Origin of the sequence: uncultured Victivallis sp., assembly GCA_944389935.1 — a bacterium.
Taxonomy (GTDB): Bacteria; Verrucomicrobiota; Lentisphaeria; order Victivallales; family Victivallaceae; genus Victivallis.
The window spans coordinates 12,223-35,124 of the sequence record CALXOE010000013.1 but is presented as its reverse complement, the minus strand read 5'-3'; the positions used below and the strand labels follow the sequence as shown (position 1 = coordinate 35,124).

General features: G+C 58.9%; 18 protein-coding genes. 7 read left to right on the top strand and 11 right to left on the bottom strand.

Going from position 1 to position 22,902, the window contains the following annotated elements; translation table 11 throughout:
• Positions 1-10 precede the first annotated feature (10 nt).
• From Q0J85_RS05905 to Q0J85_RS05895, 3 genes are all read left to right on the top strand, one after another.
• A complete protein-coding gene (locus tag Q0J85_RS05905; protein ID WP_294479121.1) occupies positions 11-2,728 on the top strand; it encodes a sugar-binding protein in 2,718 nt (905 codons plus the stop codon).
• Between the two features lie 138 nt (positions 2,729-2,866).
• Positions 2,867-3,925 carry an ROK family protein gene (locus Q0J85_RS05900; RefSeq protein ID WP_294479120.1) on the top strand — a complete coding sequence of 353 codons (1,059 nt, stop codon included), beginning with the start codon at positions 2,867-2,869 and terminating at the stop codon, positions 3,923-3,925.
• A complete protein-coding gene (locus tag Q0J85_RS05895) occupies positions 3,915-4,205 on the top strand; it encodes a YkgJ family cysteine cluster protein (RefSeq protein ID WP_367274612.1) in 291 nt (96 codons plus the stop codon). Before Q0J85_RS05900 ends, Q0J85_RS05895 begins: the two co-directional genes overlap by 11 nt.
• Before the next feature lie 34 nt (positions 4,206-4,239).
• Here Q0J85_RS05895 and Q0J85_RS05890 read toward each other — a convergent pair whose 3' ends face one another.
• Genes Q0J85_RS05890 through purD form a run of 3 tightly spaced genes read right to left on the bottom strand, consistent with a single transcriptional unit; the run spans position 4,240 to position 7,404 of the window.
• Positions 4,240-5,616 (bottom strand): PhoH family protein, encoded by a 1,377-nt coding sequence (locus tag Q0J85_RS05890; RefSeq protein WP_294479117.1) that lies wholly within the window; start codon positions 5,614-5,616, stop codon positions 4,240-4,242.
• Between the two features lie 36 nt (positions 5,617-5,652).
• On the bottom strand, positions 5,653-6,105 hold the full coding sequence (locus Q0J85_RS05885; RefSeq protein ID WP_294479116.1) for a hypothetical protein: 453 nt from the start codon (positions 6,103-6,105) through the stop codon (positions 5,653-5,655).
• A 15-nt stretch (positions 6,106-6,120) separates the two neighbouring features.
• Entirely contained in the window at positions 6,121-7,404 is a 1,284-nt protein-coding gene (purD, locus tag Q0J85_RS05880; RefSeq protein ID WP_294479114.1) for a phosphoribosylamine--glycine ligase, read from the bottom strand.
• A gap of 110 nt (positions 7,405-7,514) precedes the next feature.
• Here purD and Q0J85_RS05875 point away from each other — a divergent pair, with 110 nt between their 5' ends.
• Positions 7,515-8,000: a peptide chain release factor-like protein gene (locus Q0J85_RS05875; RefSeq protein WP_294479112.1), complete on the top strand. Its 486-nt coding sequence runs from the start codon at positions 7,515-7,517 to the stop codon at positions 7,998-8,000.
• Between the two features lie 16 nt (positions 8,001-8,016).
• On the opposite strand, the gene Q0J85_RS05870 is transcribed toward Q0J85_RS05875, so the two are convergent.
• The gene (locus Q0J85_RS05870) at positions 8,017-8,613 is read right to left on the bottom strand and encodes a nucleotidyltransferase domain-containing protein (RefSeq protein ID WP_294479110.1); all 597 of its coding nucleotides are present in this window, start codon (positions 8,611-8,613) and stop codon (positions 8,017-8,019) included.
• A 127-nt stretch (positions 8,614-8,740) separates the two neighbouring features.
• Here Q0J85_RS05870 and Q0J85_RS05865 point away from each other — a divergent pair, with 127 nt between their 5' ends.
• Positions 8,741-10,804, top strand: a complete 2,064-nt coding sequence (locus Q0J85_RS05865; protein ID WP_294479109.1) for a hypothetical protein — start codon at positions 8,741-8,743, stop codon at positions 10,802-10,804.
• A 49-nt stretch (positions 10,805-10,853) separates the two neighbouring features.
• Here the strand turns inward: Q0J85_RS05865 and Q0J85_RS05860 are convergent, their stop codons facing one another.
• Positions 10,854-12,722 carry a beta-galactosidase gene (locus Q0J85_RS05860; protein WP_294479108.1) on the bottom strand — a complete coding sequence of 623 codons (1,869 nt, stop codon included), beginning with the start codon at positions 12,720-12,722 and terminating at the stop codon, positions 10,854-10,856.
• 42 nt (positions 12,723-12,764) lie between these two features.
• Positions 12,765-13,511 (bottom strand): DUF1559 domain-containing protein, encoded by a 747-nt coding sequence (locus tag Q0J85_RS05855; protein WP_294479107.1) that lies wholly within the window; start codon positions 13,509-13,511, stop codon positions 12,765-12,767.
• 257 nt (positions 13,512-13,768) lie between these two features.
• Here Q0J85_RS05855 and Q0J85_RS05850 point away from each other — a divergent pair, with 257 nt between their 5' ends.
• Positions 13,769-14,875 (top strand): substrate-binding domain-containing protein, encoded by a 1,107-nt coding sequence (locus tag Q0J85_RS05850; protein ID WP_294479106.1) that lies wholly within the window; start codon positions 13,769-13,771, stop codon positions 14,873-14,875.
• Here Q0J85_RS05850 and Q0J85_RS15450 read toward each other — a convergent pair.
• Genes Q0J85_RS15450 through ruvB form a run of 5 tightly spaced genes read right to left on the bottom strand, consistent with a single transcriptional unit; the run spans position 14,845 to position 20,616 of the window.
• Positions 14,845-15,450, bottom strand: a complete 606-nt coding sequence (locus tag Q0J85_RS15450) for a sugar O-acetyltransferase (RefSeq protein ID WP_367274610.1) — start codon at positions 15,448-15,450, stop codon at positions 14,845-14,847. The two genes, Q0J85_RS05850 and Q0J85_RS15450, sit on opposite strands and share 31 nt — an antisense overlap.
• A 26-nt stretch (positions 15,451-15,476) precedes the next feature.
• Positions 15,477-17,564 (bottom strand): helicase C-terminal domain-containing protein, encoded by a 2,088-nt coding sequence (locus Q0J85_RS05835; RefSeq protein ID WP_294479105.1) that lies wholly within the window; start codon positions 17,562-17,564, stop codon positions 15,477-15,479.
• Between the two features lie 5 nt (positions 17,565-17,569).
• Positions 17,570-18,835 carry a helix-turn-helix domain-containing protein gene (locus tag Q0J85_RS05830; RefSeq protein WP_294479103.1) on the bottom strand — a complete coding sequence of 422 codons (1,266 nt, stop codon included), beginning with the start codon at positions 18,833-18,835 and terminating at the stop codon, positions 17,570-17,572.
• Between the two features lie 8 nt (positions 18,836-18,843).
• Entirely contained in the window at positions 18,844-19,557 is a 714-nt protein-coding gene (locus tag Q0J85_RS05825) for a hypothetical protein (protein ID WP_294479101.1), read from the bottom strand.
• A gap of 36 nt (positions 19,558-19,593) precedes the next feature.
• A complete protein-coding gene (gene ruvB, locus Q0J85_RS05820; protein ID WP_294479099.1) occupies positions 19,594-20,616 on the bottom strand; it encodes a Holliday junction branch migration DNA helicase RuvB in 1,023 nt (340 codons plus the stop codon).
• 145 nt (positions 20,617-20,761) lie between these two features.
• Here ruvB and tkt point away from each other — a divergent pair, with 145 nt between their 5' ends.
• The gene (gene tkt, locus Q0J85_RS05815; RefSeq protein WP_294479097.1) at positions 20,762-22,843 is read left to right on the top strand and encodes a transketolase; all 2,082 of its coding nucleotides are present in this window, start codon (positions 20,762-20,764) and stop codon (positions 22,841-22,843) included.
• Positions 22,844-22,902: the final 59 nt, after the last annotated feature.

Here is a 22,902-nt window from a genome sequence, read left to right as displayed (position 1 = left end):
AATCCCGTTTATGAAATCTCTACTTCTATTTCTGGTTGCGTGTCTGTTTTGCGTGACCGCTCCGGCCGCTGTGAAACTTACCGCCTCCGGAATCGAGGTCGACGGCGGCGCGATGGGAAAACTGACGTTCCGCTATCCGAAATTTACGCCACAGGGCGGCAAGGACGTGAAGCCGGAAGTGAAATTCGTCGACGATGCCCGCGTCGAAATCAGCTATCTGACCGAAGGAGCTCCCGCCATCGTTCTGACTCGCGACGGCGATACCGTAACCGGCATTCTGACAACGAAATCCGCCGGAAAACTCCGCTGGGACATGTATATCCCGATCATATTTGCCGGAAGCGGCTTTTTCTCGTTCGGTGCAGATGGCGAAAAGAGACCGTTTCCGAAAAATCTGCCGGAAAAGCCCCATCTGCTCCAGGCCAGTGGCAATGCTTTACAGCTGTTCGACGGCAACACCGACTGTTCCATCGGAATCCATATTGATCCCGGCGCCTACTGGCAGCTGCAGGACAACCGTGCATGGAAGTGGAAGATTTTTCAACTTGTACTGTTCCAGGATGTCTATGAAAATCACCGGGAGCAGAAGATGACTTTCCAATTCAGTGCGAAGCAGCCGGAAGTTGCCAAAGTTCGCGTCGACCGTTTTGGCCAGCCGACCGATCTCGAGTTTCCCGGAAAAGTCCACTCGGAACAGGAGTTGAAGAACGACGTCGCAGCTGATAAGGCGTATTTCGACTCTCTCAATCCGCCCGCCCGGACCGTCTGGGGCGGTCTGCCCGGCAGCCGCGAGAAGTTCAACCTCAAGGCAACCGGTTTCTTCCGCACCGACAAGGTTGCGGGCCGGGATGTTCTCGTCACTCCGGAGGGGGATGTCTTTTTCCAGCTCGGCGTCTGCACGGTTTCGCCCTGCGACGATTACACCTACATCAAGGGGCGTGAACAGATCTATGAATGGCTGCCGAAGTACGAGAGTGAATACAAGACCGCCTACCGCGGTCACTGGGCGACGGATTTCTCCTACTATCTCGCAAACCGGATCCGCAAAATCGGGAAGCCTTTCGACCTAGACGAGTGGAAGACGGAACAGATCGACCGGCTGCGCAAATGGGGATTCAACAGCGAGGGTGCTTTCACCACATCCTCAAAGGCAAACCGCGGGAAAAAATTCGGTCGGGTTCCCGGCTTGTACACTCCTGCGGGAATTGTCGGGAGCATTTGCGACCCGTTCGATCCGGCGATCCGCGAAGATCTCGGCCGGAATTTCAGCAAACTGGCCGGCTCCAAAGACGATCCGACCATCATCGGATATTTCATCGCGAATGAACAGCCCTATCCCGAGGTCGCCCGCATGGTGCCGGGATTCGACGGCAAAGTCGCCGCCAAACGCGAACTCGTCCGCATGCTTCAGGAAAAGTACCGCCGCATTGAAAAGTTCAACACCGCCTGGAATTTGAAAGCCTCCAGTTTCGAGGAACTCAACGATCTGCCGCTTCCGGTTCAGACCCGCGAAGCGTGGACCGACATGGAAGCGTATGCGGCGCACTTTTTCGACGCCTATTTCAAACTCATCGGCGAGACGTTCCGCAAATACGATCCGAACCATCTGCTGATCGGCGCCCGCTTCCTTGTGGCGAACGCGAATGTGGAAAGTGCGGTAGCCGCGTGCGGAAAATATTGCGATATCTTCAGTTACAACTATTATACCCGGACGATCGATCCGGCGCTGCTCGACCGGATTCATCGTCTGTCCGGGAAACCGATCATCCTCTCCGAGTGGAGTTACGGCACGGGCGAGCAGGGGTTGTCCGGCGGTGTCGTCGATGTCCGCAACCAGATTGAGCGCGGCAAGGCGTACCGCAGTTATGTCGAAGAGGCCGCTTCGCTGCCGTACGTGGTCGGCAGCCAGTGGTTCGCCTATATCGATCAGGCGCTGACCGGAAGATTTTTCCAGCACTACAGCGGCGAGTGCATGAATATCGGGCTTGTGAATGTGGCGGATCGCCCGTTCAAGGAGTTCCTCGCGCTGGCGATGGAGACGAACTACCGCATCTATGATGTGCTCTTCGGCGAAGTCGAGCCGTTCGTCTGGCGCGCGGAGGGAACGGTCGGCGAGAGAGCTGCGAAGAGTGTGCAGATTCCGCATGCCGTTGCCGGGCACAAGGTGGACGGCATCCGCCAGCCGTGGCCGGGGCGCCCGTCGGAACGGATCGACGGTTCCTGCCTCGTTGACGGTGCGGAGGATGGCGGCGTGAGTGCCGACTTCTGGCTCTGCTGGGATGAGAAGAATCTTTACCTCTTCACGGAAGTCCGCGATCCGAGCCCGGCCCGGAACAGCCGGAAAGGAAAAGACCTGTGGCAGAGCGACTGCATCGAGCTCTTCATCGGCGGCGAGGAGCTCGAAAAAAGCGGTCCGCTTCTCTTCTCAGATCGGCAGATTCTGATCTCGGCCGAACCGTCGAAAGGTGGCGCCTGGGTCATGAATCAGCCCTCCCAGCCGAAAATTCCGGTCGTTGTGATTCCGAATTCAAAGGGATACGCGATGGAGGCGGCGATTCCGTGGAGCGCGCTCGGAATCAAGCCGGAATCCGGTCGCAAAATCCGTTTCGACATCGGCCTCGACGATGGAGATGACGGCTCGCGCCGGCTGCGGCAGTTCATGTGGAGCGGACGGGCAGACAACAGCTCCGCACGCACCCACTGGGGAACTGCGACACTTGTCGACTGATTCGGAACTCTTTCTTGACAAGGGGGGCCTCCATAAGGGGCTCTCCTCTTTTTTTTGCCTCTTGACTTTTCGCCGGAATGAAGCTATATTACATTCATAAATGTTATTTATGAATTGGCTGAAACAGGGGGACTGGAAATGAAAGTCGCGGGTACGTCGCCGAATGTGCGACAATGTAACTGCAATCTGGTGAAGTGGTTTCTGCTCTCGAACGGCTGTGCGACGAAACCGGAGATCGCCGAGGCGACCGGGATCAGCCTGATGACGGTCGGCAAGATCGTCAATGCGATGCTCGAAGAGGGATCTCTGCGGAAGAGCGGGATGAGCGATGCCGGGCTGGGCCGACGGGCGGAGCGGTTTGAACTCGACGGCGACCGGAGCTGTTCGGTGTCGTTGCGGTTTCGGGATACGGGGGTTGATTTTGTGGCGGCGAACGAGTTCGGGCACGTGTTGCGCGAGTTGTTTGCGCCGATGCCGGAGGGGTATCTGATCGATGATTTGTCGCTGGTGCTTCCGGCGTTTCTGTCGGGGCTGCCGCCGGTTCGGTCGGCGGTTGCGGGATTTCCGGCGGCTGTGTTCGGCGGGCGGATCCACAGCGGTCACCTCTGTCAGTTCCGCAGCGTCGACTTGCAAAACGAGCTCGATTCACTGCTCGGTGTCCCGGTCTGGATGGGGCGTGACCTGAATCTCGCCACCGTGGGATACAGTCGCCGGGGACTCGCCCCGATGGCGGAGCAGAAACCGGAACTGCAGGACATCAGTTGTTTCCTGCTCGATCCTGCCGGGTATGGTGTCGGCTGCATGGTCGGGGGGAGGGTGCTGCGCGGAGCGGATTTCTTCGCCGGAGAAATCGGACGCATGCCGCTTCCCGGCGGGCGGTACATCCGCGAAATTTCCGCTCCCGAGGTTCCTGATGAAGAGTATATCGAGGGCGTTGCGCTGCTGCTGGGGGCGGTGGTTTGCATCGTGAATCCGCGTGTGGCGATTCTCTCGGGGCGTTCGGTCCGGGAGTCTCTGCTGCCGGAGATCGGGCGGAGACTCCGGCAGCGTATCCGGTTTCTCTGGGAGGGGGAAAAAGCGGTCTGCCCGGAACTCCTTTATGAATCCGACCTCTGGCCCGACTATCGAGCCGGGCTGATCTACCGTGCAACCCGTCGGCTCCACTCCGGCGTCCAGATGGTCGATGATGTCTTTTGACGGGAAAAGCTCTTCAGAGGCAGAATTTCCCTGCCGCTCCGGCTGCGGGGCGTGTTGCATCGCACCCTCGATCTCTTCGGCGATTCCGGGTATGCCGGGGGGAAAGCCCGCGGGCGTGCCGTGTGTGAATCTCGACGCGGAATTCCGCTGCCGCATCTTCGATTCGCCGGAGCGGCCGGCGGTGTGTGCGTCCCTGAAGCCGAATCCGGAGATGTGCGGCAGCTGCCGCCGGGAGGCGCTTGCCTTTCTCACGCGGCTCGAGGAGCTCACCCGGCCCTGACCGTAAGCCGGAGCCGGGGGCGGGATTTTCTCGTTCAGAGCAAATCTGCGGCGAGTGCGGCCAGTTCGCTGCGTTCGCTGCGGGCGAGCGTGATGTGGCCGAAGAGCGACTGCCCTTTCATGCGTTCGACCGTGTAGCTCAATCCGTTGCTCGAGGCGTCGAGATAGGGATTGTCGATCTGGTGCGGGTCGCCGGTCAGAACCATTTTGGTATCTTCCCCGGCGCGGCTGATGATCGTCTTGACCTCGTGCGGTGTGAGGTTCTGCGCTTCGTCGACGATGACGAACTGGCGCGGAATGCTGCGGCCGCGGATGTAGGTCAGCGCTTCAAGCTCGAGCTTGCCGCTGTTCATCAACCCCTCGACCGAATAGTGCGATGAGCTTTTCACCTTGCGTTCGGCTTCGCCGCCGAGCAGAAAATCAAGATTGTCGAAGATCGGCTGCATCCAGCTTTTGAGTTTTGCTCCCTTGTCTCCGGGCAGGAAGCCGATGTCGTTGCCGAGCGGGATGATCGGGCGTGAGACGAGAATCCGGTCATACGCATTTTCATTGAGCACCAGCTGCATGGCGGCGGCGAGCGCGAGCAGCGTCTTGCCGGTTCCGGCGCCGCCGACGAGCGTCACGAGCCGGATTTCCGGATCGAGCAGCAGTTCGAGCGCCATGCGCTGCTCCCGGTTGCGTGGCGAGACGTTCCAGACCCGGTTGGTTCGGGCGGAATCGATCACCTGAAGCTGGCGGTCTTTCCGCATGCGCGCGAGCGCGCTCTGCTTCGATCCGTCGGCGGAAGTGAACACCACGAATTCATTGGTGAGCAGTGAGCGCGGACCGGCCGGGATTTCGTGTTTTTTATAGAGGGAGTCGAGTTCCGCGGCGGAGAGTTTCCCCTCCTGAAATCCGGTGTAGAGCGCCCGTTCGTCGACCTTGCCGCGCTCGAAATCCATGACTCTGAGCCCGACTGCGTCGGCTTTCAGCCGCAGGTTGATATCTTTGCTGATGAATACGACCTGCCGCCCTTTTTCACGCAGACCGAATGCGACTTTCAGAATCCGGTTGTCGGGAGAGTCCCCGCTGAGGTCGAGACGGAACACCTCCCGGATTTTTGAATCCATTTTGCCGTCATCGAGTTCCGCAAAAGAGAGTACGAAGAGTTTTCCGGTCGCGGTCGACGAGATCGCCGAAAGCGGAATCCCGTTGCGCAACTGTCCCGGCTCGCTTGCGGACTGCCGCAGTTTGTCGAGGCGTCGGATCACCTGCCGGGCGTTGCGGCCGAGTTCATCGGAGTTCTTCTTGAACTTGTCGAGTTCCTCGACCACCGCCATCGGAATGACGACGTCGTTGTCGTGGAACGATTCGATGCTCTGCGCACTGTGCAGCAGAACGTTCGTGTCCAGTACAAATGCCTTGATCGCCATACTCTCCTCCTCTCCTGTTTTACGGCGGTTCCTGCGTCAGTAGCTCGGAACCGGCTCCTGATCGAACTGCTGGAGCGCACGGTCACGTGCTTCGGTCCGGGTGCGGACACCTGTTCCGGAGGCCTGCATCACCCGCTTCGTAAGAAGTCCGAGCAACGCGGGCTGTTCGATCATGAAAGTCTGCGCATTGATCACGCGCGCGCCGTTCTTCGAGCGGATTTCGCTGGTCAGCAGATGCATGGCGCTTTCGACGTCCGCATTGTTCTGGAAGATCGAAATTTTGCCCGATCCGGCCGCGCTGCCTCCGATGATCGGAATTCCCCAGAACGTGTAGCAGGGAATCTCGACGAACGTGTGACAGACCGCTTTATCCGCCCGGTCGGAAAGGCCGAGCCCGTTGAATTTCTGGGTCGATTCGACCGACGTGCATCCGCTCAGCATCGCCAGCGCAGCCGCCCCGCAGAAACACCATGCCGCAAATTTCTTCATTGTTTTCATACTCCTTTATTTGTTGTATTTCAACGCTTTTGCGCCGATGTCACGGCGGCAGAATCCGCCAGTAAACGAGATTTTATCCACCGCCTGATACGCCTTGTCGATCGCTTCGGCGATGGTTTTTCCGCGGGCGGAAATCCCGAGGACGCGGCCGCCCGCATTCACGATTTTCCCATCCTTGAACGCAGTTCCGGCGTGGAATACCACCGCTCCGGTCGCGGCGGCTTCCGCAAGCCCGCTGATCTCGAACCCTTTCTGATAGCTGCCCGGGTAACCGCCGGAGGCGAGAACGACCGATACGGCCGGATCCTCCGACCAGACGAGCTCCGCTTCCGCAAGGCGGCCGTGCGCAACCTTGTCGAGCACGTCGAACCAGTCGCCGTCGAAACGACGCAGCACCGGCTGGATCTCCGGATCACCGAAACGGACGTTGAATTCCAGCACCTTCGGTTCGCCGTCGCAGACCATGATCCCGACGAAGATCACGCCGCGGAAGTCGAGTTTCTCCGCCTGCACACCCTTGAGGAACGGCGCGAGAATCCGTGTATTGATCTTCTCCCACACCTGTTCGTTCACGACCGGAGCGGGGGAGTAGGCCCCCATTCCGCCGGTGTTGAGTCCGGTGTCGCCGTCGCCGACGCGCTTGTGATCCTGTGAGGAGACGAGCGGGACGATCGTCTTTCCGTCGCAGAGCGCGAGGATCGACGCCTCTTCCCCGTAGAGGCACTCTTCCACGAGCACCTTTGCGCCCGCCGCGCCGAACGCACCGTCGAAACAGCCGTGCAGGAATGCGAGTGCATCCGCTTCGTTATCGGCGACGAGCACGCCCTTACCGGCGGCGAGGCCGTCGGCCTTGATGACGATCCCTTTCGCGCCGGAGGCGAACTCTTTTTTCACATACTCCGCCGCCGGGGCTTCGCTCTCGAACGTCGCGGCTTTCGCGGTCGGGATGTTGTACTTCAGCATGAACGCTTTCGCGAAATCCTTGCTCCCCTCGAGCTGCGCGGCCTCTTTCGTCGGACCGAATACCGCGAGGCCGCGGGCGCGGAAACAGTCGACCACGCCGTCGCAGAGCGGCGCTTCCGGGCCGACCACGGTGAGGTCGATCCGGTTCTGTTCCGCGAAGTCCGCGAGTTTTTCGAGTTCGCCGACGCCGATGTCGACGCATTCGGCATCCGCCGCGATTCCGGCGTTGCCGGGGGCGCAATAGACTTTTTCCACCCGGGGACTCTGTTTCAATTTCCAGACCAGCGCGTGTTCGCGCCCGCCCGAACCGATCACCAAAACTTTCATTTCTTCTCCATTTCCGGCAGCATTCCCGGAATTTCGCCGGGTGTGCTTGCAATCCGCTGATTTTGATATTACTATAACAATAGCGCAAATTTCGGAAAGTTAAAGTAAATATGCTGGAAAATCGCGACGAAATCTTGAAATCAGACGACGAAACCCTCTCGCATCTGTGCGAACTCGAGTTTTTCAAGGGGAGCGGCAACGGCGGGCAGAAGCGGAACAAAACCTCGAGTGCCGCCCGCGTGCGGCTGATCGGAACCGCTTACGTCGCCTCCGACTGTACCGAACGCAGTCAGCACCGCAACCGGGCGGCCGCTCTCGCGAAGCTCAGAATCGCTCTCGCCTACGGGGAGCGGAATACGCCGCCGATTCCGCCGGAACGGTTCGAGTGCGCGCTCGAACATCCGGAGTATCCGCTCTGGCTTGCGCATGTGCTCGATGTGGCCGAGGCGAATGGATGGGACCTCAAAGCGACGGCGGCGGTTCTCGGCTGTTCGCCCTCCGCGCTTGTGAAGAAGTTCGCGCGCGACCCGGAACTCTGGCAGTTTGCGAATCAGGCCCGCATGAAGCGGGAGCTGCCGCCCCTGCGCCGTCCCTGAATTCCGCCGGATGGATTCAGGCGGGCATCCAGTCGATCAGTTCCGCGGCCGGGTGGTGCTTCCGGAATTCGGTGAACTCCGCGAACGTGCGGACGCCGCCCGCCTGAACTGCATGATAGTATTCCACGCCGGGGATCGATTCCGAATCGGGCGTTTCGTATTTTAGGCGCAGCACTGCGCGTTTCATCTCGGGCGTGAAACGCTCCGCAATACGGTCCGCGACGCGCTCGAAGTGGCCGTCGTAACGCGAGCCGGAAACGATGTGGATCATATCGATCTGCCACTCGAATCCCCCGGCATCCGGCAGGAGGATGTGGTATTCAAGACACCGTTCCGGGGTGTTGAGCAGATTCGTGTATTCGATCCGGCGGACCGGATGGTTCTCCGCGAGCGTCCGGAGCGCGGCGAGTCCCTCGGAGGGGGAGGGGAAGCGCGAATAGAGATGCAGGTCGATGTCGCGGTGCTTCATCATGAGCCCGTTGCGGAGCGACCCGACGATCTCGACCTTGACGCCGAGCATCTCCCAGATTTCGACGATCCGGCACAGCGCGAGCAGTTTTCGCGCGCGTTCGCATTGTCCGGCGGCGAGCGCCGAAAGTTCCGTGTCTTTCATTCGGATATTTCCTTTCCTGGAATGAGATGGGAATATACACCCGGAATCGCTCCTGTCAAGCCGGCCGCGCTTGCATTTCCGCCCTCCCGGTGCTATCTTCACCATAACGGCTTTCAGAGAGGCGGGTATGGGCTGGAAACGGTGGTGCAACTTGCGGAATCGGGCGTCCGGGGCGGTGTTTGCCCTGACGCTGCTGTGGAGCGGGTGCTATGGGGTGCTGTCGCTCGCGCTTGTCTTGCTGTGGAGCGGGCGGATCGCTTTCAATCAGGTCGCATTTCTCGTCTGCTGCGGAGGGTGTCTCTTCCTGTTCTGGTATGTGATTGCGACGACCTGGTTTTATCATCTCGCCTACCGCCGTGTGTTCCGGCGTCATCCGCTGCGCCGATTGCCGCTCGTCGCGGGGTTGCTGCTGCCGTTTGCGTGGCTGATTCTCTGGTATTTCGAGCGTTACTGGGACTGGTTCTGGGTAACGTGGTTTCTGTACGGCTGGCTGTTGCCGCTCGTGATTGTGCTGCGTTCGCTGCGGACGGCACTGCTGGAATGTCTGACCGTCATCTCGGGTTCGATCGGGATTTTTCTGCTGGCGCTTGTCGGCGGGCATTTGTATTCCACGTATCTGCTGCAGTTTCCCGTGATTGGAAAATTGTCCGGAGGGCCGCCCTGGTATGATTATGTTCTGCCGGTGAATGTGGAATTTCCGCTGCTCGCGGAACTGCCGCTGCGTTACGGCATTTCCGGGGAGGGGTGGGGATGGCTGACGTTCTGGGCCTTGTTTTTTCTGGCGGCCGCGTACTGTTTCCGGATCGGATGGATCGCCCGGATGAGCGGATGCAGGGTGCGTCGGCTGCTGCGCCGGCCGGTGTGGGCGCTCTGGGGGTGTGTTGTTCTTATCTACGCCGGGTCGCTGTTTCTGGCGCATCAGGCGGAGCGGGAGGTCGCACAGCGTTATCTCAGGCTTGAACGTCATTTCGGGCGGCCGGTCACGGCGGCGGCCCTGCGGGAGATCTGGAATCCCGCGCGCGTCTGCCCCGAATCCCTCCTGCTTGAGGCGGAAAAACAGCGGAGCATTCTGCTTGAGCGTTGTTTCTCCTCCTCCTATGAACATTGGGGATGGATCGGGTCATCATGGCCTGTCATTCGATTCGGCCTGATTCCCGCGCAGGATTGGAATGCGTTCAAAGAAAATTATCTGCGCGATTCCGAGGCGTGGGCGGAACTGGACCGCTGGATCGATGAGAATGCTCTGCTCGAAGCGGAGAGAACGTTTGAAACCGGAAAACTCCAGAGCGGATATTTTCAGGTCGGATTCTACTCTGATGTTTCGTCCCTGCTTGAGATGGAACTTTTCCGGGTGAGACTTGCGCTCGAGCAGGGCGAGCTGCCGGAAGCGCTCGAGCGCCTGGAACGGCTCAGGAGGAATGCCGACCGCTTTCTCGATTCCGCCGGGGCGCGAATCGGAATTCAGGAGGCTTTTTTTGCAAACGGCCTGCTCGAACTGGAGATGTACTGTCTCGAATTGATTCTCGAGTCCGGTCTGGCGGACGAAGCGCTGCTGCGACATTGGGAACGCATTCTGGTCGAGACCGAGGCGCGTCTGCCGGAGTCCGAAAGACGGATGCTCTATCGTGATACAGTGGTTTTTGTCGATGAGTTTGAAGCGATTGCCCGGTTCGGCAGCCCGTATGCCGGAAATCCCGAAATTCCGTTCCAGCTCGTGCCGCTGCAAAGTATGCGTTACTCCTGTCCGCTGATCTGGTGGCTCTTCCGGCGCGAGCAGGCTGCGTTCATGGAGAGCTGCGAGTCACCGGACTCGGCGCCTCCGGTCGAGACGATTGAGCGGGAAAGTATCTGGCGTCCCTGGTACTCCTGCATTCGGACGTGGATTCCGGAGATATACCGCACGATGAGCGCGCGTCTCCGCACGGCCCGGGCGCTGATCGCGCTGGAGCTGGAGTTCCGCCGGAGCGGACGGTATCCGGAAACGCCGGATTTTCTGCCGGAGGATCCGTTCTCCGGAAAGCCGCTGCTGTTCCGGATCGGCCCGTACGAGACCTGCGGCGAGACCGTCGGCTCCGGAATTCAGGTCTGGAGCGTCGGGCCGGATGGCGACAATTACGGCTTCGTCAGTGACGACATCCGCGCCGTCCGGCTTCTCTCCGCTCCTCCCGGTGGGTACTCTCGTGAGGAATGAAAAAGCGGGGCTGACTGGATTCCGCCCCGCACTGTTTCCGGATTGTTCGTCACCGGGAGCTGATTGAGACCGATTCGGAGCCGACCAGGTAGAGAATCGCCGGAGTGACGGTGTATTCTTTTCCCGGAAGCGGCTGCTTTTCCCCGAGGTGGTTCATCGCTTCGACGACTTTTCCTCGGACGTTGAGTTCGACTTCATGGGAACCTATTGCGCTCCAGATGCCCCACACTTTCGTGCCGTCCGGCCGCGTCCAGTTTGCCAGATATACGCTGCCTTTCTTTTCCAGCGACGGCCGGCTCGAACCGGTTGGGCAGAGTTCGGTGAGTGTCTGGTACGCACGGAATGAGGGTTTGGGATCAAGGTTCTTTCGGACGATGCCGAAATGCGCTTCCCGCTCATCGGGCTTCCATTCGCCGGAACGGAAGTTGTACCAGAAAATCCGCTCGACTCCGTTCGCCAGTGCGATGAGATAGGTACGCGGCAGCATTTCCGCCTGACGTTCTTCCGGAACGGTCTCCAGGGTTGCCCGCGACGTGCAGACAATGATATTTCCCCTGAGGTCGCTGTTGAACTTGTAGAGCGCCGCAACAGCGGATTGATAGTTGTCGGTGCCGGCCGTTATGATCGGGATGAACTCGTCACCTTTTTTGAGATTCCGGTCATGCAGGAAACGCCCGGCGGGTTTGAAGTCGACTTTGAAAGCGTTGGCGAATTCGGGGCCCGGCTTCTGCCAGGTTTCCTGTTTCGGCACACCGTCTTTGACCCACCACGCTTCCCAGCCGATATGGAACTCTTTCATATGCTTATCGTTGACCTGAACCTTTATCCCGTCAGGCTGAAGTTCGTAGTAGAACGGCAGACCGGAGGGGAGAAGCAGCGTTCCGCCGCGTTTCACGTAGTCGAGCAGCGCAGGCAGATATTTCGCCGGGAACTCTTCTCCGATGGAGGGAACCAGTACCGGATACCGCTTGACGGAGAGACCGCGGAGTTCATCGAGCGTAATCCCGTCCACCTGCCGGAACATGGCGAGAGCCCCGCTTTGTTTGAAAAGCCCCGCTCCCTGGAAGCCTTTTCCTTCATCGCAGACGACCGCGACGGAATTTTTCGCCGGATCGAGCCCCGCCCGTTTGAAAGCCGCGGGCAGGATATCCCGGAATAGCGTGTTCGGCTTTGCCGTCGACCAGCCGACTTCAGTGATCCAGATCGGCTTGTCTTCGAGATTGTACTTTTTCATCAACGCTTCCAAATCGCGGAATTCGGCGAGCATCAGTTCCGGAGTCCCCTGCCAGTGGTAGGGATGGATGTTCATCACGTCGAAGTAGTTACCGGCTCCGGCCTTGAAAGAATCCTCGATATAGTCGAGTGGAACCCCGGCCGTTCCGCCGTAGAGGACAGTCAAAGTCGGATCGATCTTTTTGATTTCCTCATAGGAACGTTTGAGCAGAGGAACATAATCGGCTCCCCGGGGAATACCCCGCCAGAAGTTTTTGTGGTTTTCTTCGTTGTAGACCTCCCAGTACCGAATGTCTTTCCTGTAACGCGAGACAGTTCTGCGGACATATTCTCCCCAGGCGTCAAGGTGTTTCCATGCCGGAGTCGCCCACGGCACATCGTAATCAAGGATCGGCAGGATATTGATCTTTTCCTGCTTTGCGATCGGAATGAGCTTGTCGAGCCGGTCGAAGTTCCACACCCCTTGTTTCGTTTCGACTCCGCGCCAGTCGAAATCGGTGCGAACCCAGGTGATGTTAGCCTCGTGCATGCGTTTGAATTCCCGAGGCGCGATTTCAAGTTCGCCGCGGCTGACATGGGCGCAGACGCCGTAGGGGGCATCGATCTTATCGGTTGCTTTTCCGGGGAGTGACATCCCCGCAGTGACGAAAGCCAGTATCATGGAAAAAAAAGGTCTGAACATCATAAAGATCCTCAAGCAAGGTAGCAGTTTCTCAGGTTATTTGGATTACATGCCCACGTCGCCGGCAAGGCTCGCGTAATAGTATTGCAGATTGAACGGCATGGCTTTAAGTTCTGCGCCAGTGTGCAGCGCTGCGTGCCCGTCGGCGAAAGCGCTTGCGGTTCGGCCATTGTGGACCTGTACCACCGCAGCCGTATCAAGGGCATCATTGTACAGAAATCGGGGAAATGCGGTTCCGTTCTTTTTCCAATAGGTGTCTGCAAAGATCAGGATATCTCCCGGCCGTTTCATTTTCGGGAGTGAGAAGAGATAAAATTCCACAGGTTTGTGCGCCGTATAGAGGTAATTCCCGAATAGATTACGACGTTCTTCATCCATTGTTTTCCCCTGATAGAAACTGAAATCAATGCCGTAAAAGCTGCGCCAGTAATCATATTTCTCCGTTTGATTATTTACCACCGAAGGGCACAGAAATGTAGCACGCGGGACGTAACCGCTGTCCGGGTTTTGAACGTAAACCCCGTTGGAATCCGGTTGACAGGAAAGGAGGCCTATCCACAGAGCAGCGGCTGTATTGTTGTTCTTGTTCTGCATATAGCCGATGTAGTAATTGGAAAAATCATTAGAGTATTGAATTTGTGCAAGCATCGCCTGTTTTTTATTGTTGATACACTGGGTGGCTCGCGCATTTTCTCTGGCACGGTTCAGCGCCGGAAGCAGCATCGCCGCCAGGATCGCGATGATCGCAATTACAACAAGAAGCTCTATCAATGTAAATTTCAATCTGCCCATAATTCCTCCCTTCTTGACACCAAGCATTATTTTGTTCATGATCAACCAATCATTGAACTCTATAATATAATTTTACTGTTGTTACACAGTTTAGTCAATCTGTGTCACTTCGTTTCCTGTTTTTTTGTATAAATCAGAATATGGAAAGATGAGAGGGGAGGTTTTGATGTTCAAACTCCCTCCGGTATTCTGCTTGACAAAATCTGCGCGATACTGTATGGTAAAAAAACTGCTTCGGAAAAGGAGGATAAGCAGGCGTGTCTCGTGATATTTCTTCACAAGTGAATTTTCTGTATGAAAAACTCCTGTTGGAACTGAATCATTTTGCAGTCTCCCGGCGTTTTTTCTCAATCCGTGAGTTGATGTCCCGATACCAGGTGTCGCGTCGTATCGTGGAAAAGGTTCTTGCCCGACTTGAAGAAGAGCAGAGGATCAGAATTGAACCCGCCAGAGGGAGTTTTGTTCGAGAAAGCAAGTGCAACAAGCGCATCATTGTATCGGTGCATTGTGATTGGCCGTCAGAAAGACTTGAGGATTTGGATGCGGCCATCGCGGAGGAGGTGAATGCGTATTCCGGATGGATATTCTCCCGGGCTCTTTTCTGCCCCGATTTCGGCTCTCATTTTATAAAGCTTCTGAAAGAGATACACGGTAACGTGTTTTTGCTGCGTTTGCCGGTCATAAAACTGACTCAGCAGCTTATCGTCCAAATTTTGAGTTTGCCGACACCTGTAATTTTTTGGGGAAACGATATTTTGATTGATGGGATCAATGTGTTGGATTCCAATTCCGAATTTGCCGGCATGTTGGCCGCGGAGTGTCTGGTCCGCAATGGGCATCGCAAAATTGCATTGATTCTTTCGGAACCACATAATATTTTTTCTTGGAGGCGAAACAACACATTTCTCTCTTATCTGCGTCTGCACGGACTCGCTCCCGTGGTTATCGATTGTGAGATCCGCAGCGGAGAAGCCTCCATGGCCAAGACTCATGACCGGATGGTTGCGTATTTCAAAACGCATGGAGCGGATTTTTCCGCCTGTTTCGTCTCAAGTGATTATTCAGCATTGGGCGTTATGAGTGCCTGCCGGGAATGCGGTCTGGAAGTGCCTGATGACATCAGCATCATTGGATCAGGCAACATCTCCTGCGTATCTCATTCCCAACCGCAGCTCACCACCATTGCCGATGACCTGCCGGGTATCGCCCGCACTTTCTGCGAAGGAGTGGAGGAGCTCTTCAATGGAGGTCATTTCGGCATTCGAACGGTTTCTCCTTACCTGATTGAGCGCCAGTCTGTCCGCGTTTTGTCGGGAGAGGAGGAAAATACCCGTCAGCGCAGATCGACTTTCCGGTCTTTGTAGTAGAATTCCCGGTCACGGTCGCAGATCGGGCGCAGTACGCGGCACGGGTTGCCGACCGCCACGACCCCGGCGGGAATGTCTTTCGTCACGATGCTGCCCGCGCCGATTACGCTGTCGTCGCCGATCGTGATGCCCGGCAGAATGACCGCGCCCGCACCGATCCAGACGTTGTTCCCGATCCGCACGGGGATGTTGAACTGTGCGACCTTGCGCCGCAGTTCCGGATCGATCGGATGGCCCGCCGTCGCGATGGTCACGTTCGGCCCGATCATCACACTGTCGCCGATGTAGACGTCCGTATCGTCCACGAGCGTCAGATTGAAATTCGCATAGACGTTGCTGCCCAGATGGGTGTTCCGTCCCCAGTTCGCGTGGAGCGGCGGCTCGATGTAGCAGTTTTCGCCGACTTCCGCGAGCAGAACTTTCAGGAGTTCGCGCCGCTTCGCCTGTTCGGTCGGCCGGGTCTGGTTGTAGTCGTAGAGCAGATCGAGACATTTGAGCTGCTCATTGGCGATCTCCTCGTCGGTGCAGAAGTAAAGTCTGCCGTCTTTCATCCGTTCTCTCGTGTCAGTCATGAATCGATTCTCCGTTTCAGTTGATTTCAAACGATTTCGCTGTCGTAGGGGATCGAGTCGAGAAAGAGTTTCCCGTAATGCTTCGAGATGACCCGGCGGTCGAGAACCACGACGATTCCGCGATCCTCGCGGCTGCGGATCAGCCGCCCGACCCCCTGCCGGAATTTCAGAACCGCCTCCGGCAGCGTGTAATTTGCAAACGAGTTGCAACCTGCACGTTCGAGTTTCTCCATACGCGCGGCGATGAGCGGATGACTCGGAACCGCGAACGGCAGCTTCGTCACAATCACGTTCGAGAGCGACTCGCCCGGCACGTCGACTCCCGTCCAGAAGCTGTCCGTGCCGAAGAGCACCGAGTCGATGTCCTCCCGGAATTCGCGCAGCAGCCCCGAGCGGGTCATGCTCTCCCCCTGAACCAGCAGCCGCCACCCTTTCGAGCGGAAATATTCGCGCAGATCATCCGCCGTCCGCCGCATCGAAGAGTAACTCGTAAAGAGCACAAACGCTTTCCCCTGCGTGAGTTCGACGAATCGCGGAATCTGCTCCTCCAGAGCGCTCTGATACTCCTCGTTTTTCGGGTCCGGCATGGCGCGCGGAATGTAGACCCGCGCCTGATCCGAACCGAACGGCGAGTCGAGCAGCAGCGTTTGCCCGTTGCAGAAACCGGTTCGCCCCGTGTAGTAGGAGAATGAGTTCCGCACGGTCAGCGTCGCACTGCACAGAATGACCGGAAAATCCTGATTGAAAAGGAGATCCGAAAGCAGTTCCGCAATGTTCAGCGGCGTCGCGTGCAGCGTGGTTCCGCCGCGCTCGCTCTCGGCGTAGTAGACCGCGTCGGGCAGCCGCTTCTGCGTGAACTGATCGATCCCGTTGATGAATTCCCGGCAGCGGGTCAGCTGCGCCTCCACCTCCGTTCGGAAACTCGCATCCTCCTGATCTTCAAGAAACAGCGCGAGTAGACGATGCAGCTCCTCGAGTTTGGGACTCAGCCGGTTCGGAAAGCGGCCCGGTTCGTGAATCGTGAGCGCGCTCTCGTTATGGTCGCGCAGGAGATTTTCGTAGGGAGTGAAGAATCCGTATGCTTCGTCGCGGCTTTCGGCGACCGCGCCGCGCAAAGACGGATCGGTTCCCTTGCGCATGAGCAGTCCGCGCGCGCTCTCCTGATTGTAGAGCCGGTTCAGCGTCGAGACGATTCCGACGCGCGAAAGGTGCAGCCCGAGATGATCGGCCGCGTTGTCCTCGAGCGTATGCGCCTCGTCGATCAGCACGACGCCGTAATTCGGCAGCAGTGATCCCGCCGATCCGGCCGTGAGCCGCATTGCCAGATCCGTGAAGAAGAGTGCGTGATTCGCAACCACGATGTCGGCCGTCTCCCATGCCTGCCGTGCCCGATAGTAAAAACAGTTCCGATAGAATTCGCACTTCGGCCCGAGGCAGCTCATTCCGTCACAGCAGGCGAGCGCCCAGGTCTCGGGCTCGAGCCGGAAGTCGATGGAGTCGCGTTCGCCGTCGGCGGTCCGTTCCATCCAGCGGCCGAGCCGCTCGACATCGAGCGCGAGTGCGGGCGCCGGCAGCAGCGCGTCGCGCTGTTCGCCCGAGAGAAGTGCGAATCTCCTGCGGCAGAGATAGTTGTGACGCCCTTTCGCGAGCGCGGCGCGGAAGTCGATCCCCGTCAGCTTCTTCAGCAGCGGAATGTCTTTGTCGATGAGCTGCTCCTGCAGATTGATCGTCTCGGTCGACACGATCGCCGGCAGTCCCGAAAGTCGCGAGCGGTAGATCAGCGGCACGAGATAGGCGAAACTCTTGCCGACCCCGGTCGGCGCTTCAATGCAGAGATTCTCCCCCTTGCGCAACGCCTCGGCGATCGCCCCGGCCATGTCGAGCTGCTGCGGCCGGAACTCATAGGGGCGTCCGCCGTGTTCAGCGGCGGCTTTGAGCGGGCCGCCCGGTGCGAAAAACGCCTCGCACTCGGCTCGGACGTCGAGTTCTCCCGGTTCCGGATCGGGTTCATATTCAACCGCGAACTCCTCGGGGTCGAAATCGGGAATTCCCTCATCCGGAACAGATTCCGGATCCTCCCGCGGCGGAAGGTTGAAATCGATCGGCATAATCATCGTCGCTATCGCTGCTCCAGATAGTCGTCGATCATCTCGGGCAGGTTCTGCAGATAGTGATCGGAGATGTTGAACCGTTCGGCGATTTCTGCCGTCATGCGGGCCGCGTGAGCGGCTTCCCCGCTCGCGAGATCGGCGGCGCTGCGGGACATCTCGATCGCGATTTTCGGAATCCGGCAGATGAATTTCGCCCGCGGTTTGTGCGGCAGCAGCAGCCGGACCTCCTCGGTGTTTTCGAGTGTGAACGAGATCGAAAGCAGTTCCTCGGCGTAACCGAGTTCCGCGTAGAGCCGTCCGAGAAAGCGGTACGCTTCGGCGATCTTGCGCACGAGCAGCGTGAAGTCGAGCTCATGCTCCGGCACGGGCAGATAGGCGATGTAGTGGAACATGCCGCTTTTGAAGAGCTGCCACATTCTCCGCCCTTTCCGCGAGAGTGCCCGCAGCGAGGTGTTCGTGACATACGCTTTGCGGATCTCGTCCGAATCGAGGAACTCCGGCGTCGGCAGCGACGGCAGCGCCGCATCGACCGCCCGGCGCAACGCGCTTAAACTGAATGCTTCCGAGTGATAGCGCGGCGGAGTCACCATGAGATTCACGAGCAGCGACGGCACGTTCCGCGGCGGATTCTGCCGCCGTTTGAAGAAGACTGTGGCGTTTGCGAGCGCGGCTTTGAATTCGCTTGCGTTATCCGGTTCGGTTGCGAGGCGGCTCTCGTAGAGGAGTCCGCGCAGCATGCGGCCGAGCTCCTCACGTTGATTGCGGAGCGCGCGCTGGATCAGCATCTGCATCTCGATCGCGCGATAGGCCGGACGGCTCGAGGCGTCCGGCGTGCGGATGTAAAAGACCCCGGTCTGAAGCTCTCCCTCGATTCCGCTCGTGCAGACGTGCGGCAGACTCCGGAACGGGCGCACCACGAAGATCGCATAGCGCTTCCCGTCGACGACGGGACGCTCGATCGTGAATTCGATCGGCGGCTCGACGTAACGGTTCACAAACTGCCCGACCGTGGTCGGGTCGAACGAGTGGATCTGCTCCCGGTTGAGTCCCGTGTAGACCGAGGGATGCCCGGAGGAGTCCTCCCCGACGCCGATGACGATGCAGCCGCCTTTCGTATTCGCGAGAGCGAGGCAGTGGCGCACGATCTTCCCTTTCGCCTGGCGGGTCATCTTCGTCCAGCAGAGGGCGGCCTTGTAGTCGAGCACGTCGGATTCGACGCCGCGGTGGACCAGCTCGGCGAAATCGTTCGGGAGTTTTCCGGGCAGCTTCTCCATCGCCGGCGCTACTCCGCGTCGTCGAGATAGATGAAGTGCATGCAGTTTTCGCAGCTTGTGACGGCGCCTTTCTGCATGTTGGTCATCGCCTGACGGGTCACGCGCAGGTGGCAGCTTCCGCAGATCTCGTTCTCGACTTTCACGAGCGGCGCAATTCCGTCTTTCGCGTTGAGCAGCCGGTTGTAGCGGGCGAGGGTTTCGGCGTCGACGCCGCGGACGTCGGCCGGGCGTTCCGCTTTCAGTTGCGCGATCTCTTTCTTGAGATCTCCCGCAAAGGCGACGAGTTCGTCGAATTCCGCGCGGATCGCATTGACGGCGGCTTCGTTGTTCTGCCGGAGTTTGCGGTACGCTTTCTTCGCCTCCTCGAATTCGTCCATGAGTTCGAGCTCACGGCTTTCGAGTTCCCCGATCTTCTTGTTGTTGAGTGCGATCGTCCCGAGCATGGCCTGATACTCGGTGTTCTTCTTGACCATGGAGGACTGCTGCTGAAGTTTTTTATTCTCGCCGTTGAGTTTTTCGATCTCGGATTCGACGCTCTTGCGGTTGAGTTCGATTTTCTTCGCCGCGTTCGCCGCCGTCGCGACTTCGGCAACGGCGGCATCGCGCTTCCCCTTGAGAGTCTCCATCTCTTTCGGGAGCAGAGCGAGACGTGTTTCGAGTTTCCGGATGCGCAGATCGATTGTCTGCAGTTTCAAAAGAGCTTCCGCCCACCTTGCCGCCATCGGCTGCCTCCTGTTCCTGTTCGTATCGGTTTTCTGTTAAAATAATGTCTGCTGATCGCCGCCGCGCAGCGGGGAGAGTCCGAGCTTTTCCCACGCTTTCGGCGTCGCGACGCGCCCTTTCGGCGTGCGCACGAGGAATCCGCGCTGGATGAGGAACGGTTCATACACCTCCTCGATCGAATCCTCCTCCTCGCCGACCGAGACCGCGATGTTCTTGAGTCCGACCGGTCCGCCGCGGAAATTCCCGATGATCGTCTCGAGAATCCGGATGTCCATCTCGTCCAATCCGTCGTTGTCGATCTGCAACAGTCCGAGCGCGTCCGCCGCGACCTTGCCGGTGATGACCGAGTCGGCCCGGATCTGCGCGTAGTCACGGGCGCGGCGCAGCAGATTGTTCGCAATGCGCGGAGTGCCGCGGCAGCGTCCGGCGATTTCGCGCGCGCCCTCCTCGTCGATTTCGATTCCGAGGATTCCGGCGGAGCGCTTCAGAATTTTCGTCAAACTGTCGGTGTCGTAATAGTCGAGCCGGATATTCAGTCCGAAACGCGAACGCAGCGGCGAGGAGATCATCCCCTGCCGGGTCGTCGCACCGACCAGCGTGAAGTGAGGCACCGAGAGCCGCACCGATCGCGCCCCCGCCCCCTGTTCAAGCATGATGTCGATGAAGAAATCCTCCATCGCGCTGTAAAGATACTCCTCGACCGTGGTGTTCAGCCGGTGGATCTCGTCGATGAAAAGGATGTCTCCGGGTTCGAGCGCGGTCAGGAGTCCGGCGAGGTCGCCGGGTTTCTCGATCGCCGGTCCGCTCGAACTCTTGAGGTTCGTGCCGCGTTCATTCGCGATGATGTAGGCCAGCGTGGTTTTGCCGAGTCCCGGCGGCCCGCAGAGCAGAATGTGGTCGAGCGCCTCACCGCGCGCTTTCGCGGCCGCGACGAAGAGTTCAAGCTGATCTTTGACTTTCTCCTGCCCGGGGAAGTCCGCGAATTTCGGGGGGCGCAGCGTGACCTCTTTTGCCGGGTCGCGTCTGTTCAGAGTCGATGTGATGAACCGTTCCGTCATAATCTTATAAATTTGTATCGCCGTCTGACTTGTTTTCCGGCGGAAGAGGTGTTAAATTTAATACCGTATCGTCATATAGAAAAAATAGCGCAACAACAGGAAAATTTCCAGTTCCTCTAAACGAAAAAGAAAGGAATTCCAGCAGATGTACGATCTTGAAAAGGCGCTTCTCGCCGCAAATACCGTCCGGATGCTTTCGGCGGAGGCGATCCAGAAAGCGAAGTCGGGGCATCCCGGTATGCCGCTCGGCTGTGCGGATTTCGCGATGACGCTCTGGTATAAGTACATGCGTCACAACCCGAAGAATCCGGCGTGGATCGGACGCGACCGTTTCGTGCTCTCGGCCGGGCACGGGTCGATGCTGGAGTATTCGCTGCTGCACCTTTTCGGTTACGGGCTTTCGATGGAGGAGTTGAAGAATTTCCGGCAGTGGGGAAGTCTCACGCCGGGACACCCCGAATTCGGTCACACCGCCGGAGTCGACATCACGACCGGGCCGCTCGGCACCGGGTTCGCCTCGGCGGTCGGCATGGCGATCGCAAAACGCTATTTCGCGGCGAAAACCGGACTCGACCGCGCCGGCCTGGCCGACAATAAGATCTACGTCATCGCGGGCGACGGCTGCATGATGGAGGGCGTTTCAAGCGAAGCCGCGTCGCTCGCCGGCCACCTCAAGCTCGATGAACTCGTCGTCTTTTACGATTCCAACCGCATCACGATCGAGGGGCAGACCGATCTGGCGTTCTCCGAGAACGTCGCGGCGCGGTTCGCGGCATACAACTGGCGCGTGATCACGCTCGAGAACGCGAACGACCTCGCGCTCTGCGATGCGGCTCTCGGTGAGGCGCAGAATTCCGACGGTCGCCCGACTCTCATCATCGGATACACGCAGATCGGTTTCGGCGCGCCGAACAAGCAGGGGAAATCCAGCGCTCACGGCGAACCGCTCGGCGTCGACGAGGTCGAGGCCCTCCGGCGCAATCTCGGTATGCCCGAGGGGGAATTCACGGTCCTGCCGGAGGTGACGGAGTTTCTCGGCCGGCGGATCGAGGAACTCGTCGCCGAGGCCGCGGAGTGGGATCAGAAATTCCAGGCGTTTCTCGAGGCCGATCCCGGGCGCGCGAAGCTCATTGATGCGTATTTGAATTGCTCCGTCCCGGCGGACATCAAAGAGCAGCTCATGGCGGTTGCTCCGGTCGACAAGCCGGTCGCGACCCGCGCCTCGTCGGGCGTCGTGCTTCAGAAAGCGGCGGAGCTCGTTCCGGCGCTCTTCGGCGGTGCGGCCGACCTCGCGCCCTCGACCAAGACGAACATCAAGGACGGCGGCGACTTTTCTGCCGAAAATCCGGCCGGGCGCAATCTCCATTTCGGCGTTCGCGAGTTTGCGATGGGGTGTGCCGGGAACGGCATGGCGCTCTACGGAACGGCGATTCCGTACACTTCCACTTTCTTCGTGTTCAGCGACTTCATGAAACCGGCGATCCGGTTGGCCGCGCTTATGAAACTGCATGAGATCTACGTCTTTACGCACGACAGCTTCTACGTCGGCGAGGACGGGCCCACGCATGAGCCGATCGAGCAGATCGCGATGCTGCGGACGATCCCCGGCCTGACCGTCATCCGCCCGGCCGAGGCGCATGAGGTCGCGCAGGCGTGGGCGGCGGCACTCGAGGCCGACGGCCCGGTCGCGCTGCTGCTGACCCGCCAGGATCTCCGTCCCTACGACGCGGAGATGGCGAAGAAAGTCGACGTCTCGAAAGGCGCGTTCGTACTCGAGGATGATGAGGATTTCGACATCATCCTTGTGGCGACCGGTTCCGAAGTCAACCTCGCGCTCGACTCCGCGAAGCTCCTGCGCACGAAAGGGGTCGGTGTCCGCGTGGTTTCGATGCCGAGCCAGGAGCTCTTCCTGAAGCAGGACATCGATTATCAGGAGGAGGTGCTCCCCTCCTGGTGCATGTGCTGTGTCTCGATCGAAGCGGGTACGACGTTCGGCTGGGAGCGGTTCATCGGACGCGACGGCCTCGCGATCGGGCTCGATCACTTCGGCGCCTCCGCCCCGTACAAGGTGCTGGCCGAAAAATTCGGCTTTACGCCGGAAGGAGTCCTCGACCGGATCGGCGAACATTTCGTCTGCGCCGAAGAGGATGATGATGAGTGCGGCTGCGGTTGCGGCTGCGGCGACGATTGCGGCTGCGGTGACGACGACTGCCACTGCGGCAAATGATCGTCATACGCACTCCGGGTAATCGGATATCAGCAGAAGAGAGCGTCCGGCGTCGGGCC